Annotated in this window: 12 protein-coding genes; 2 read left to right on the forward strand and 10 right to left on the reverse strand. The window is 42.0% G+C overall.

The window, feature by feature from the left end; translation table 11 throughout:
* Nucleotides 1-74: 74 nt before the first annotated feature.
* From VK664_RS26995 to VK664_RS27030, 8 genes are all read right to left on the reverse strand, one after another.
* Nucleotides 75-1,205: a zinc-dependent alcohol dehydrogenase family protein gene (locus VK664_RS26995; RefSeq protein WP_461401843.1), complete on the reverse strand. Its 1,131-nt coding sequence runs from the start codon at nucleotides 1,203-1,205 to the stop codon at nucleotides 75-77.
* Nucleotides 1,202-2,158 carry a D-2-hydroxyacid dehydrogenase gene (locus VK664_RS27000; protein WP_461401844.1) on the reverse strand — a complete coding sequence of 319 codons (957 nt, stop codon included), beginning with the start codon at nucleotides 2,156-2,158 and terminating at the stop codon, nucleotides 1,202-1,204. Before VK664_RS27000 ends, VK664_RS26995 begins: the two co-directional genes overlap by 4 nt.
* A 35-nt stretch (nucleotides 2,159-2,193) precedes the next feature.
* Nucleotides 2,194-2,808 carry a NanQ anomerase/TabA/YiaL family protein gene (locus VK664_RS27005; RefSeq protein ID WP_461401845.1) on the reverse strand — a complete coding sequence of 205 codons (615 nt, stop codon included), beginning with the start codon at nucleotides 2,806-2,808 and terminating at the stop codon, nucleotides 2,194-2,196.
* 44 nt (nucleotides 2,809-2,852) lie between these two features.
* Entirely contained in the window at nucleotides 2,853-4,025 is a 1,173-nt protein-coding gene (locus VK664_RS27010; protein ID WP_461401846.1) for a YncE family protein, read from the reverse strand.
* A gap of 49 nt (nucleotides 4,026-4,074) precedes the next feature.
* Nucleotides 4,075-5,520, reverse strand: a complete 1,446-nt coding sequence (locus VK664_RS27015; RefSeq protein WP_461401847.1) for a RagB/SusD family nutrient uptake outer membrane protein — start codon at nucleotides 5,518-5,520, stop codon at nucleotides 4,075-4,077.
* Between the two features lie 23 nt (nucleotides 5,521-5,543).
* On the reverse strand, nucleotides 5,544-8,729 hold the full coding sequence (locus VK664_RS27020; protein ID WP_461401848.1) for a SusC/RagA family TonB-linked outer membrane protein: 3,186 nt from the start codon (nucleotides 8,727-8,729) through the stop codon (nucleotides 5,544-5,546).
* A 195-nt stretch (nucleotides 8,730-8,924) separates the two neighbouring features.
* Nucleotides 8,925-10,130: a FecR family protein gene (locus tag VK664_RS27025; protein WP_461401849.1), complete on the reverse strand. Its 1,206-nt coding sequence runs from the start codon at nucleotides 10,128-10,130 to the stop codon at nucleotides 8,925-8,927.
* A 78-nt stretch (nucleotides 10,131-10,208) separates the two neighbouring features.
* Complete coding sequence (locus VK664_RS27030) at nucleotides 10,209-10,802, reverse strand: RNA polymerase sigma-70 factor (RefSeq protein ID WP_461401850.1); 594 nt, start codon at nucleotides 10,800-10,802, stop codon at nucleotides 10,209-10,211.
* 215 nt (nucleotides 10,803-11,017) lie between these two features.
* On the opposite strand from VK664_RS27030, the gene VK664_RS27035 reads away from it, so the two are divergent.
* Nucleotides 11,018-11,563, forward strand: a complete 546-nt coding sequence (locus tag VK664_RS27035; RefSeq protein WP_461401851.1) for a c-type cytochrome — start codon at nucleotides 11,018-11,020, stop codon at nucleotides 11,561-11,563.
* A gap of 445 nt (nucleotides 11,564-12,008) precedes the next feature.
* On the opposite strand, the gene VK664_RS27040 is transcribed toward VK664_RS27035, so the two are convergent.
* Entirely contained in the window at nucleotides 12,009-12,572 is a 564-nt protein-coding gene (locus tag VK664_RS27040; RefSeq protein ID WP_461401852.1) for an alpha/beta hydrolase, read from the reverse strand.
* A gap of 149 nt (nucleotides 12,573-12,721) precedes the next feature.
* Entirely contained in the window at nucleotides 12,722-13,258 is a 537-nt protein-coding gene (locus tag VK664_RS27045; RefSeq protein WP_461401853.1) for an SRPBCC family protein, read from the reverse strand.
* 82 nt (nucleotides 13,259-13,340) lie between these two features.
* On the opposite strand from VK664_RS27045, the gene VK664_RS27050 reads away from it, so the two are divergent.
* Nucleotides 13,341-13,835: an anthrone oxygenase family protein gene (locus tag VK664_RS27050; RefSeq protein ID WP_461401854.1), complete on the forward strand. Its 495-nt coding sequence runs from the start codon at nucleotides 13,341-13,343 to the stop codon at nucleotides 13,833-13,835.
* Nucleotides 13,836-13,911: the final 76 nt, after the last annotated feature.

Genomic DNA, 13,911 nt, shown 5'->3' on the forward strand with positions numbered 1-13,911 from the left:
TTGAAATTGATAGAAACCATTGCGACTATTGTTACTCCTCTTGCCAGAATTTATTATTGGAATGAAACAGTACGCTAATTGAATGTGATGATCTGGCGAATAGCGTCTCCCTTTGCAAGCCTTTCGAAGCCTGTATTGATATCAGTAAGAGGCAGCAGGTGTGTTAATAATTTTTCAACCGGCAACCTTCCTGACTGGTAAAGCCTGATATAAGCCGGGATATCCCTGGCAGGGATACAACTACCAATATAAGAACCCTGTAATGTTCTTTCTTCAGCAACGAGTTTCACCGGCGATAGCTGTAGCCTTTTGTCAGGATGGGGAAGGCCCGCCGTAATCGTTTTGCCGCCTCTTGCCGTGGCATTGTAGGTAAATTCCAATGCAGCCACCACGCCTGCAAATTCAAACCCCATATCTACTCCTCCGTGGGTAATATCCCTCACTTTCTCGAGAGCATTTGCATCTGAGGGATCAATTATTTCATGAGCCCCAAGTTCCAGTGCTTTGCTGAGCTTCTCCTTGTTTACATCTGCAACTATGATTTTACTTGCACCGCCGGCGATGGCACCCAATAACGCAGCAAAGCCCACTCCTCCCAGGCCGGTTATCAGCACTGTTTGGCCAAGCATCAACTTACCTGTATTGATCACGGCCCCCACTCCAGTCATCACGGCGCAGCCAAATAATGCAGCCGTAGTGAACGGAAGCGTTTTGTCGATGCGTACAACAGACTTAGTTGACACCACCGAATATTCGGCAAACCCCGAAACACCCATATGATGATGAATGTAGTTGTCGTGCCGGTCCCTTAAACGGCTATACCCGCTTAACAACAGACCTTTGTTATTCGCTGCAACACCATTTTCACACAATGCAGGTCGCGCTGTGATGCAAGGCATGCAATGACCACAGACAGGCACAAACGAAAACACGACATGATCACCCACTGCCAGGTGCTCCACTTCCGGCCCAAGTTCAACTATCTCTCCCGCTGCTTCGTGACCTAACACCATCGGCACCTGCCGGGGACGGTTACCATCAATTACCGATAAGTCGGAATGACAAAGACCGGCGGCATGTATTTTTACCAGGACTTCATCTTTTCCAGGCTTCTGCAATTCTACTTCTTCAATTACCAGGGGCTTCGAGTGATCATAGGGACGTTCTGATCCCATAGCATGTAATACTGCCGCTTTTATTCTCATAATTTGATTGTTCGGTTTTCTTCTTTGATAAATTTTTCGATATTCGTGCAAAGCTTTTCTACCAATATGGTCCTGGATTCAAGACTTGCCCAGGTTACGTGTGGCATCAGTACAATTTTTTCAGTATTATCAACTTTCAGAAGCGGATTTTCAGGCAGGATCGGCTCACGCGTAAAAACGTCAATTCCGGCGCCGGCAATTAATCCCTCGTTAAGTGCTATTGCCAGGTCAGCTTCATTTACAATACCACCTCGTCCCGCATTCAGAAGAATAGCAGATCTTTTCATCACCTTCAATCTATCATAATCAAGCAGATTTTCGGTGTCTGTATTTAAGGGAGCATGAACGGAAACAACATCAGAGGTCCGTAACACCTCTTCCAGTTCCAACTGCAGATAGGGTTGTTGATTATTTTTTCCGGAAGCAGAATAATATACTACTTCAGCCCCAAATGCTACTGCGATCTTAGCCACCTGTCTGCCAATATTGCCCATCCCTATTATCCCAAACCGCTTGCCGGTCAGCTCCCAGAAAGTACGGCCGAAATGTGTAAAAATGGTACTTTGTGAATAGGACCCTTCTTTGACATAATTATCGAAATAGCTTATCTTATGAAGAATGTGTAACAACATGGCAAACGTACCCTGTGCAACACTGTTAGTAGAATAATCAGACACATTACATACCTGGATACCGCGGTTCATAGCAGCAGTCTTATCGATATTATTCATGCCGGTAGCGGCAACGCAGATCAATTTCAGATTTTCAGCACCCGTTATCGTCTCCTCATTTATTACTACTTTATTTGTAATGACTATATCGGCATCTTTTATTCGCTCTAATGTTTCATCCTGCGATGTATTCTGGTAACAGGTTAGATGTCCAAACTGATCCAGCAAATGAATATTGGGAATAATTCCGACAGTATCTGTATCAAGAAAAACTATTTCCATGTTAACTTTTGATTTAACAAAGTGATGGTCGCCCGCTAAGAATTGCTTTTCCTGATTTTGATAACAACTTTTTTTACCGTAGTGGATCTTTCGGCTTTCAATCCGGGCTGATGTGCATCCCGGGGAGAAACTATAAATATATTACTACTGTCCAGAGTGTGGAACTTTCCAGTGGACGTATAGAAGGCGATGTCTTTCTCCTGATCATATACTTTGGCGATAGTGCCCGAGTTGACCGGTGCAATTCCTATGTTCTCATTGCCTGTTACAACAAAATGGATGTCGAAGTATTTTTGATGCGCTTCCCAGCGAGACTGATTGAGCTCCTTAGTGGGGCCTTCCGAGATCAGCGCATATACGCTATCTCCTTCAATCGCGTACCTGCCGGGTTTTATGTTGGAAAAGTCAGTTTCGCGGAGATAAGAAAAGGCCCGGTCCCATAAGGCTTTATTAGCCTGGTACTCTTTAGCAAATTCCTCTTTGTTTACTGACTCATGCGGCGCTCTGGGTAAACCGTTCAGCCAATCATGCTTTTTGTACCAACTGTTGATTTCCCTGGCTGATGTGAGCTTGGATTGTGCGAAGGAACGATAGGGAACTAAACCGTTCAACAATATCATTAATATAATTGCGCTGCTTAATTTTTTCATTGCTGTTAATCAAATTGATTGAATGACGATTAGGATATTGCACGCTATTTGCTCGCAGTAGCTGGAGATACGGCCTTATGAGCGCGGCCAATACCGAATTGATCACCAATTCGTACTGCTTTTCCGCCGCTCATTTGAACTTCTAACATTTTTTCGCTTGCCACGCTGTTATTGAATTCATCTTTTAAGGTATAAAGAATTTCACGGGTCTTTACGTCTATGACTTCTCCGCTGGAAGGATAGGCATATTTGCCATCAAGACTGAATGTTACCCATCCTGGCATATCCTGGAGGGGAATGGTGGTTAGTTGCTGATATGGCGAAACCGCACTAAAAATATGGAGACGCATATTAAAACCGTCGCATACCCATACTTCTTTTTCATCAGGGGTAAGGCCAATTCCGTGGCTTGGGTTGCCATGCCGCCTTACCGGGCCAGGGCTCCAGCCTTCGATGGCGATCCGGGCCAGTTTTTTTCCGGTTTTCAAATCACCAACCTCAAATCCAAGCAGGCTATCCACGGTTACAAAAGCCAGGGTCTCATCGCTGTTAATCGTAAATGGCCGGATGCCATTACCAAATGGACCGACCTTTTTTACGACGGTATGTGTTTTTGTTTCAGCTACATGCAGCAGCGGGGAGCCAATATCACCCATATAAACATAATCTCCTGATGGACCGTACACTGTATTGTGTGCCCTCTTTACTACCGGAACTTTAGGCGCAATGATGTCACCTGTTTCACAATCAACTACATTCCAGAACGTTTTTTCCAGTGAAGGCAGGTACATAATTTTGCCATCGGGAGAAATCGACATTCTATCTGCACCACCTTCGTATCTTTTCTCCCATATTATCTTTTCACTAGTCAGATCGATACGTTGAACCTTGTCAAGTGTGCTGACATAAATACTATTGAGGGATACGCTCACCGCCACCCCCTTTACATTTGATGGCTTGCCGTCCTCCCGCAGACCCTGGGTCTTTATGCGTTTAACAAAACGATGATTGTTTAAAATGTCAAACACGAGTATGCCATGCCCACCATAACCGAGGTAGTTTCTTATACCCGGTACAGCTACATACAAATAGCGGTTTGATTTTCCATTGGGTGAAGCCGGTTTTTTGGGTAATGACTGCCCATAAACATCTGCGTTACCGGCGATAACCGCCACTAAGAGAAAAATAAATATGTTTACCTTAAATATCCTTTTCATAATAATAATTTACAATATTGGTATATAGTGCCATTTAGGTTGTTAGCGATTAGTTATATCCGGGATTCTGTGAAAGAATGGCAGGATCATTTATAATTTGTATCTGGCTTAGAGGTATCGGATACACGGTCATGTAAGCCTTCATTCCGTAAGGCGCCATCTCCGTCAGTGCCTTTCCTGTGCGTAACAAATCAAACCAGCGATGGCCTTCAAATGATAGTTCCAGTCTGCGCTCAAGTTCTATCGCGTTACGGGTGTCAGCCTGCGACAACGCTGAATATCCGGCTAATCCGGCCCTTACCCTCACCTTGTTAAGATTAACGATCGCATCGGTAATTTTGCCATTTTCATTTAGTGCTTCTGCATACATCAGTAATGCATCGGCATAGCGTGTTACTTTCCAATTGGCCCTGCTATCGCAGTTTCCGAGTAAGCGGACCATATATTTTTTTGTAAATGTCTGCACATCGTTTGAAGTAGGGATCAATTTATGATAAACGCCAGATCCATCGGTAAAGCCGTCTGCTGCAGTTATATCTTTTCTTTTATCCCCGACAGGAAAGAGATTAAATAAAGATCGTGGCGGGTTATTATTTCCGTTTTGACCACCTGTTACACCATAAAAAGCAGCAAGCGGTGGATTTTTCGGTGAAAAGTTAGTCGTAAAACAATTGCCTTCCCCTATACCTTGTTCATATTCGATGTCAAATATATATTCGCTGTGATGTTCATCTTTGGTATAATCAAATAAATCATTGTAGTTTGGCAACAACGCGTAGCCCATAGTTGTAACTTCCTGCAGCACCGCTTCTGCCTTTGCAAAATCTTTGACCGTCAGGTACACTTTTCCAAGTATCGTTTTAGCCGCTCCCTTTGTTGCCCTCCCAACGTCGGCACCAGTGTATTTAAGGGGTAATGCGGCCCCGGCGTCCAGGAGATCTTTAATGATAACGTCCTGGAAAATAGTTGTAACAGCAACGCGGCCCGATTCGTAACCTTCTTCTATCGAAATGGCAGAAGTAACCACGGGTACATCACCAAATATGCGAACCAGATTGAAATAGGCCAGCGCTCTCAGAAATTTTGCTTCTGCAACATAAACATCCCTGTTAGGTATCGTTGCCAGATCCGTTTCGCCAATTTTAAACAGAAGCACATTGGCCCGGTTGATGATGCTGTAATGATTTCTCCAGCTGGAATTTATAACACCGTCATCATTATTTATGGTAAAGTTATCCATGGCAGCAGCCGTACCCTTCACCAGTTCGTCCCACGAGTCATTCCCGCGCATATCTCCATATAACCACATGTTCTGGTATTCTGCCTGCAGATTTCCGTAGATTCCTATTACTGCATCTTTAAAATTTTTATCTGTTTTGTACAATGCGTCGGTGCTTACGGTTGAAATCGGTTCACGTTCAATGAAGCTTTTGCTACATGCTGCAATTAAAAAAAGTAGCTGTATCGTGAAGATTATTACAATTATCTTTCTCATATCTGAATGTTATAATAATTAAATTAGAAGGTAAGATTTAAACCAAACACGATGCTCTTTTGCATTGGGTAATCATAGTTTGAAACACCAGGCGTAAGAGGGTTATTACTTCTGCTGACATCTGGATTGAACCCAATATAATCGGTCACCAGAAAGGGATTGTTCGCAGTTACATAAACTCTGGCCGAATTTATTTTTGCTTTGGTTATGATACCAGGCGGAAACACATAACTGAATGTTATATTGTTAATGCGCAGGTAAGAAGCATTGTCGAGCCACAACGTGCTATATTCACCTCTCCAGTTACCGGTAGGCGTATCATTTGGCCGGGGTGCCCAGCCATTACCGGTTTCAGTTTCTGATTTCCAGTAATTATTCATTATCGATAATTGCCGGAAACGCGCGCGGTTATTGGTAGACTGCGATCTTTCGAGTGCCAGTACTTCATTTCCTTTGGTTCCCTGAAGACTAACACTCAGACTCATGTTTTTGTATGAAAAGTTGTTGGTCATACCATAATAAAAATCCGGATAAGGTGAGCCAATGATTGTCTTATCGAGGCTGTTTATGATACCATCAGGTTTACCATCCGGTCCACTGATATCTTTAAATCGGACATCCCCAACCCGTGAAGCATCACGGGCTCCCGGATTGAAGATTGGGCCATTTGCAAGTTCCGCCTGGTTGTTAAAGATCCCGTCGCCGACCCAACCAAAAAACATCCCTACCGGCTGACCAATCATCGTAATATTGCCACCATTGATTATGGGGTCACCAGAAGGACCTAGTTTTATTACTTCACCTCTGATTGTGGATAAATTAAAATCAGTTGTCCATTTAAATTTTCCATCAGTGTTTATTGTATTGAGAACAAATTCCCAACCGGTATTCTTGACTTCGCCTATATTTTTCAAAGCAGTGTTGAAGCCCAGCATAGCGGGCACATTCACATTCAACAGGAGGTCATAATTATTTGACTGAAAATGATCAACCGTAAACCCTATCCTTCCTTTAAGAATTCTCAGGTCTATACCTCCGTTAAATGATTTTTGCTTTTCCCAGGTCAGTGATGGATTTGCCAGGCGACCTGGTGCGTAACCACCGATTGCAGTACCACCGAGGGTATATTTATCATAGTTTACCGTCGCATACTGGTCGTAGTTGCCAATATTATTATTTCCGGTTTCCCCATAGCTGACCCTGAATTTAAGATCATCGATAAAAGTGAATCGCTCCATGAAAATTTCGTCCGATATTCTCCACGCCAGTGCCGCAGATGGAAAAATACCATACTTGTTATCGCCACCAAAACGCGAGGAACCGTCTGTGCGAATCGAGGCAGTGACATAATACTTACCGTCGTAATTATAGTTTATTCTGCCGAGGTAAGATAGCAGCGACCACTCGTAGATGTCTGATGACCCCGAGGTAATGATCCCACTCACGGCGCTCAGGGTTGGAACGAGGTTGTTGGGAAATTTATCGCTTGAAATTATGTTCGATTCAAATGTTTCTTCTTGTGAAGTGAAACCAGCTAATCCGGAAATGGAATGTTTGCCGAATATCTTGTTATAAGAAACCGTGGTTTCTGTGAGCCAGTTCAATAACATGGACGCGTTGTCGATTCCGATGGCAGGATTGTTGTTAAACGCAGGAAGCATTGGCTTGAAACGCATTCCTTTGATGTTCATCATGTTTACTCCCAGTAATACATTGAGCTTTAACGCCGGAGTAAAAGCATACTCTGCGCTTATATTACCCAGAAAGCCAGTCTGCTTTTGCCGGCCAATTACTTCCCGTGCAAGTGCGAGCGGATTCTGAGTAGATACAACCGCATCCAGCCCATCACCAAAAGGAAAATACGATCCGTCAGGATTCGTTAATGAATAATACTGTGGTATCTGGATCGCATTGTAAATGATATCGGATCCGCGGCCGCCATTGCTGCCAATTTCGTCTACCGAGGGCCCACCGATATTGGTCTTATCGGTATAGGAGGGATTAAAATTCATTTTCAGGGCCATTCGTTTACTCACCTTCACATCTATATTTGCGCGGGCGGAATATCTTTTATAGTTCGTATTAATGATAATACCATCCTGGTTGAGATATTCTCCTCCCAATGCATATTTCACATTCTCTGTGCCACCCCTGGCCGTCAACTGGTATTGTTGCATCGGAGCGGTTTGTGTCACTTCATCAAGGTGATTGGTAAAAATGTTGGTTGTACCTGGATTGGTTGGTATCTTCCCTTCCAGTATCTCCATGATTGTAATGGGAACAGCCTGTATCCAGGTAGTAGGATAGCCAGTAACCGGATTATTTTCATCAATATTCCGGTTCCTGATGCCATCAAGATAATGCTGAGCTTCTTCCATGGCCGTTTGGTATTCGGGTACCTTAGCAATTTTCTGAAATCCGAAATAAGTATCGAATCCAAAAACGGCTTTTCCTGATTTGCCTCTTTTTGTATTGACAATTATAACCCCGTTTGATCCCCTCGAACCATAAATTGCCGTTGCTGAAGCGTCCTTGAGTACGTCAATGTTCTCAATATCATTTGGGTTGATCGCCTGGATACTTGCCATGGGCACACCGTCTACCACATACAGCGGATCGCTGCCTGCGGATATACTTCCTACGCCCCTGATCCTGATTTGCGGGGGTGAACCCGGCTCGCCGGAACTTGGTTTCACATGCACGCCAGCTACTTTTCCAAGCAATGCCTGGTCAACCCGGGTTAAAGCAAGATCCTTTATACTTTCAGCTGACACGGATGAAACAGAACCTGTAAGGTCTTTTCGTTTTTGAGATCCATACCCTACAACTACCACATCATTTAATGTTTCTGAAGTAGATTTCATTTGCACCACCAGTGATAAAGTAATCTGCTCTCTTATATTATAACCAGATAATGTCTGCGCTTCGTAACCCACTGCAGAAAAACTGAAACTGTAAGGGCCGCCGGCCGGTAAACCGGAGAAAATAAAAGTACCGGAACTGTCAGTAGATGTTCCGGAAGTAAAATTCGTATTAGTGTTCCGGAGAACTACCGAAACTCCCGACAGTGGGGCACTACTACTATTACTTACGATACCTTTCACCAGGCTCTGCTTTACCTGGGAGAATAAATTGGTTATGCTGCCGACAGATAAGATAACAAAGAAAATGCAGAACGATATTCGTCTGTTGAATTGTGTAAAACTCATATAGCAATTGTTTTGGTGTTGCTTGAATCGTTAGATATACTTTTTAACAAGGGTCGTAAAATTACAGGCATGGCATGGCCCGTTTATATGATTTAAACTTAAAAACATTATACAAATAAGACAGGTACGGAAGGTGCATAGCAACACACTCAGCCTGGCAGTCCAGGTAAGTAAATGCTCTCGAAAAAGGTAATATTATTCTTTGGTGATCAGGTACTCGTTATGCTGCTTGGTAAGTTTCAGATTGTTGATTTTTATTATCTGCTTTAACACTTTTTCCAGAGAGTCTGATTTATTAAAGGTTCCGATAAAATACATTCTTGATACATCATCTTTGGAATAAGTGATCCGGGCATTGTACATATTTGCCAGCTGATCGAACACGTCACTTAGTGGCTGATTGTTAAACATGAACCAGGAAGCGCTACCATACTTAGGTATTGCAGGATCTTCGGTCACTGGCATTGGCATTGGCACTGAACTGAATATTGAATCCGCTTTTACTGGCATTTTGGTGATGAACACAGAAACTCTCACTGCGCCGCTGGGTTTACTGTAAACCAGTTGGTCGCCCGGAACCAAATAATAATCCCTGTTATTCGATTGATCTTTTTTATTCGTCTGACCTTTGCCGCCAAGTCTTTTTACGACCACTTTACCTTCATATAACTTCACGGTAACATCATGCGAATCTTCAAAAGCGGTGACAATAAAGCGGGTACCCAATGCCGTGGTAGAAATATCACCACTAAAAACAGTAAACGGGCTCGACTCATTTTTTGCAACAATAAATTCACCTTTCCCTGACAAATGCACGTCGCGTTTGTTTTCCTGAAACGGCTCGTAGTAGCTAAGCTTGCTGTTGCCAGACAGCAATACCTTTGTTCCATCATTCAATAAGAACTCCTTAAGAATATTAGTGTTATTGGTAAGTTGGCGAAGTACTGGTGCAATAACAACATGACTTTCATTGTTATTAATCGAAACAGCATGAGCCACAGGCTTTTCGTTGCCAAGCAAACTCCAGCCAAGTACAAACACCAATACAATACAGGCAGCAACAGCTGCCATTGCAATAGCTTTATAGATACTGGTTTTGCGTTTAAGTTGCACAACCTTGATAACGCCATTTCCATAGCCTTCAGCTTCATCAGATGCAGCTGGTACTTGTTCTTTGCATTGCCGGCCCCTTTCAAATAACTTCCACTCCTGATCTTCATTTATCTTGTCAGCAATATCTCCCAGTCTGACCAGGCTTAATATCTGTTTCAATTTTAAAAGCTGAAGCCTGTTATTTTCACTGGCGCTTACCCACTCTTCTACAAGTGCTTCATCAATCTCATCCAATTCATTTAAGAGGTAGGAAATCAATAAATCATCAAATTGTTCTTTGCCTTCCATTATGTTAATGTTATACGATTAAAACGGAGTATTTCCCTACAAGGACAAAAAATATTTTTTCTGACATTCGGAATTTGTCTAGTCCAGGGAGAAGATAAGCCAGATGGTTAAGATATTAGCCAGCTTTATCTTCAGCCTATGCAATGCACGGCTCATCTGGGTGTCTACGGTCTTAACGGATATGTTTAGCAATACGGCAATTTGCGCGTACTTCAATCCCTCATACCGGCTAAGGGTAAAGACTTTACGCATTTGAGCAGGCATTTCTGCAACAGCTTTGTCTATGGCTTCTTTGAGTAATTTTACTTCAGCAAGGTTTGAATCCTGAAGACCAATATGCTGGGAGGCATGTTGCCTCACATATCTTTCATGTTGTTGTTTAATCTTTTTATGTTTGATGAGATCAAGGCAGGTATTATTGACAATCTTATATAAATAGGGTTTGACAGGAATATCCGGCGCAAGTGAAGAGCGGTTTTCCCAAAGCTTGATAAATGTTGTATGAACTACTTCCCTCGCTGATTCCAGGTCAAAATAGTATTTAAACTGGCAGTAAGCGCATAAAACCGTAAAATGGGATTTAAACAGGATCTGAAAGGCAGCATTATCATATTGAATTTGGTATGACGATGGCTCTTCAGGAGTTTTGTCATACAACCGGTCTACTGGCATACTCAATCGTTTAAAATTTGATCAGCAACTTAATATATCTTAAATGTAAACAATTCCCTAAGTAAGAAACGTAATACTTTTTAGTACTTATGCGATTTATGAGATAAATTCATTCACTTGGTGTTTCCTGTTTTATCACTTGCAATAAACGCTTTTACCTAAATTGTACAAATAAATTGCCTTTGTTCAGACAGACATTCAAACCATATTACTTAATGCGAAAGTTATTTTGTAGTAAAATTTACTGGAGTAGCAGGCTTCATAGTTTTCCTCCGCTCACATTTGTGCTGCCGGGTCTGCTATTTTATTGCACCGACAGGTTAACAACCTCTGCAATCCATAAAGTTAATAAAGACGGTTCGAAAAATAGCCTTGTTTTCGTTTCCGCCAAATCAATTTCTGACAGATCACTTGTTCGCACCTCAATTGTGGACACATCAATTACGGAAAGATCAATTGTGGACACATCAATTGCGGAGGGTCGTTTGCTTCTTAGCGCCAGCGATTGTTATTCATGCCATGCAGATCATAAAACACTTACTGCGCCCAGTTATAATGATATTGCTGAAAGATATAAAAACGACACCGATGCTGTAAATAATTTGGCTGCGAAAGTAATCAAAGGCAGTAAAGGGGTTTGGGGTGAAACGGTGATGCCTGCTCACCCCGAATTACTGGAGGAAGATTCCAAAAAGATGATACGATACATTCTTCACTTGCAAAAAATGCGGTCGGTCCAGTCGCCATCGAAGCGTAATTAAAATTGACAGTCAGAACCTATTCTCAACTAGCCTGGCGAACAGGAAAAATAACTCAGCATCTTAATTACCGCTCATGTCCCAGGTAGTGGATGGTGTACCACCGATCATGATGCCGGCACTTCCCTTTAAAGTTTGTTTAATAAAGTCTCTTCTTTCTGCCATATGGCGTTAATTTAAAAAAGCAATTTTGTAGAAGCTTTGGTGAACCGTTGAATATTCAAAATAATGCAATCGCGGTTCGAAAAGGGAGATTAAGAAACCGCGATCGATTGCGTAAATGATAAACGCTTCTGTAGTAGTCGCCAGACCTGGGAGGACTTCAAGAGTATGGAGATCACATTGAGATTGTGCCTGGTTATAAATACATGTAAAAATTAAAACAGATATTATTTCTTAATTAATTACAGAATTGAATTACTATAGTTACAGATTTGAGTTACTAAAACTATTGATTCTCCCGGATATGAGTGATCAATCCGGGCAATCCTTTCCAATAAACATGACCATAACCATTGAGCTCATGATAAACAGCACCAGGTAGTTCAGCGGCGTATCTTTCAGCATGGTGCGGGGAAACAATCTCATCATCTTTGCTATGATAAATATTAATAGAAGGAATCGGAGGTAAATTTTCAGCGAAGTCTTCTGTCAATTGGAATTCATCAACCTCCCAGTCTTCGAGTCCCCAAAAAGGAACTGCGACCAGGTACAAAGATTTGATTCGCTGAGGAGGTTTTTCTTCAGACAGAAATTTCAACAAAACAGATCCGCCCAGGGAATGACCGATCAGGATCATATCATCATCCATGATCTTAAAAATTTCTTTCAAAAATAATTTCCACGATTTATAATCCGGATCTTCCGGGTGTGGCATTATCGGAGCGATGATTTGATAGTCAGTCGAAAGATTATCCTTAATATACTTTATTAATTTAGCGCTGCCTTCCTCATCATGCTGAGGACCGGCGCTGTGGAGAAATAAGACCTTAGGTCTCTTGTCTTCTATCATGATCACGAGTTTTGAGTGGTAAGTGGTGAGTTGTGAGTTGTGAGTGGAGTTGTTGAGTTATTTGAAATATAAAAGCATTCTTTTTCAAATCTATTTTTTTATTTCAATCACTCCACTCACAACTCACCACTCACAACTCACCACTGTTTTTACTGCTGCTCTGCCAGCTCTTTAAGTTTCGCAAGCCCGTCATTGTAGTCCTTACCAAGCATATCGTCGAAATTCATAAAAAGCAACATCGCGTTCTTCGGATAAGCATACTTCGAATCAAAACCCCAGACTGTTTTTGTTGATGTTCCAACAGGTGTTAAAACCATAAAAGCCTCTGCCTCACCTTCGAAAGGTTCTATGAAGTTAAGATGTGATTCAACCCTTCTTGGCTCTTCAAGTTTTGTCATGGTCTGGCGACCGCTGCCCACTTCACTATTTCCTTTCCAGGAATATACAGAGCCAACAGTTCCATCCTGGCCTTCATAAACCAGAGTCACGTTTGGATCTTTTTTGATAAATGGACTCCATTTGGTATGATTTCTAAAATTTGCAACCAATGGCCAGATCTTTTCCGGCGGAGTATTTATCGTGATTTCTCTTTCAAGATGAACTGTTTTTGGAGCGAAGATCGCGGCGACAAGTATTAAAACTATTATTCCTAATACTATGAGCCCTATAATTTTAAGAACTTTCATGGCAAGATTTTTTGGGTTAATTTTTTTGGAGGGTTTTTTGTATACAATCAAAAGTTAGTGAATATTTTCGTGATAAAATATCATGGCAGACATTCTTCATCCTATCCTGGTAGTTACAACAATCGCTACAGCATTAATTGCCGGATTATTTTATAGCTGGGCCTGTGGTATTGTCCAGGGACTCGGCAAGTTGAAGGACAAAGATTACCTCCAGGCGATGCAATCTATCAACCGCGAGATTCAACGACCGTTATTTCTTGTTTTTTTTGTGGGCACAGTATTGTTATTACCTGTAACTACCTGGCTTAGTTATAGAGCTGAACAACAATCCACCTTCAGCTGGCTTTTAATGGCCTCTATATTATACATAGCAGGTGTGTTTGGAGTGACAATAGCAGGAAACGTTCCATTAAATAACATGCTTGATCGCGTTAAGTTAACAGATAGCTCACCGGAATCAATAACAAACCTCAGGGCTGCTTTTGAATCAAAATGGAATTTCCTCAACCGGGTCAGGACCATTTGTGCGGTGGCGGCTCTGGTTTGCGCGGTCATTGCAATTACAAAACTAATCTAACCAACATTAGGTTAATCTATCCAACATTAAATTAATCAAACCAACATTAAGAAGGAATCATCTCTAAACTTGTAGC

It is taken from the genome of Flavitalea sp. (assembly GCF_035489435.1).
Taxonomy (GTDB): Bacteria; Bacteroidota; Bacteroidia; order Chitinophagales; family Chitinophagaceae; genus DATHKG01.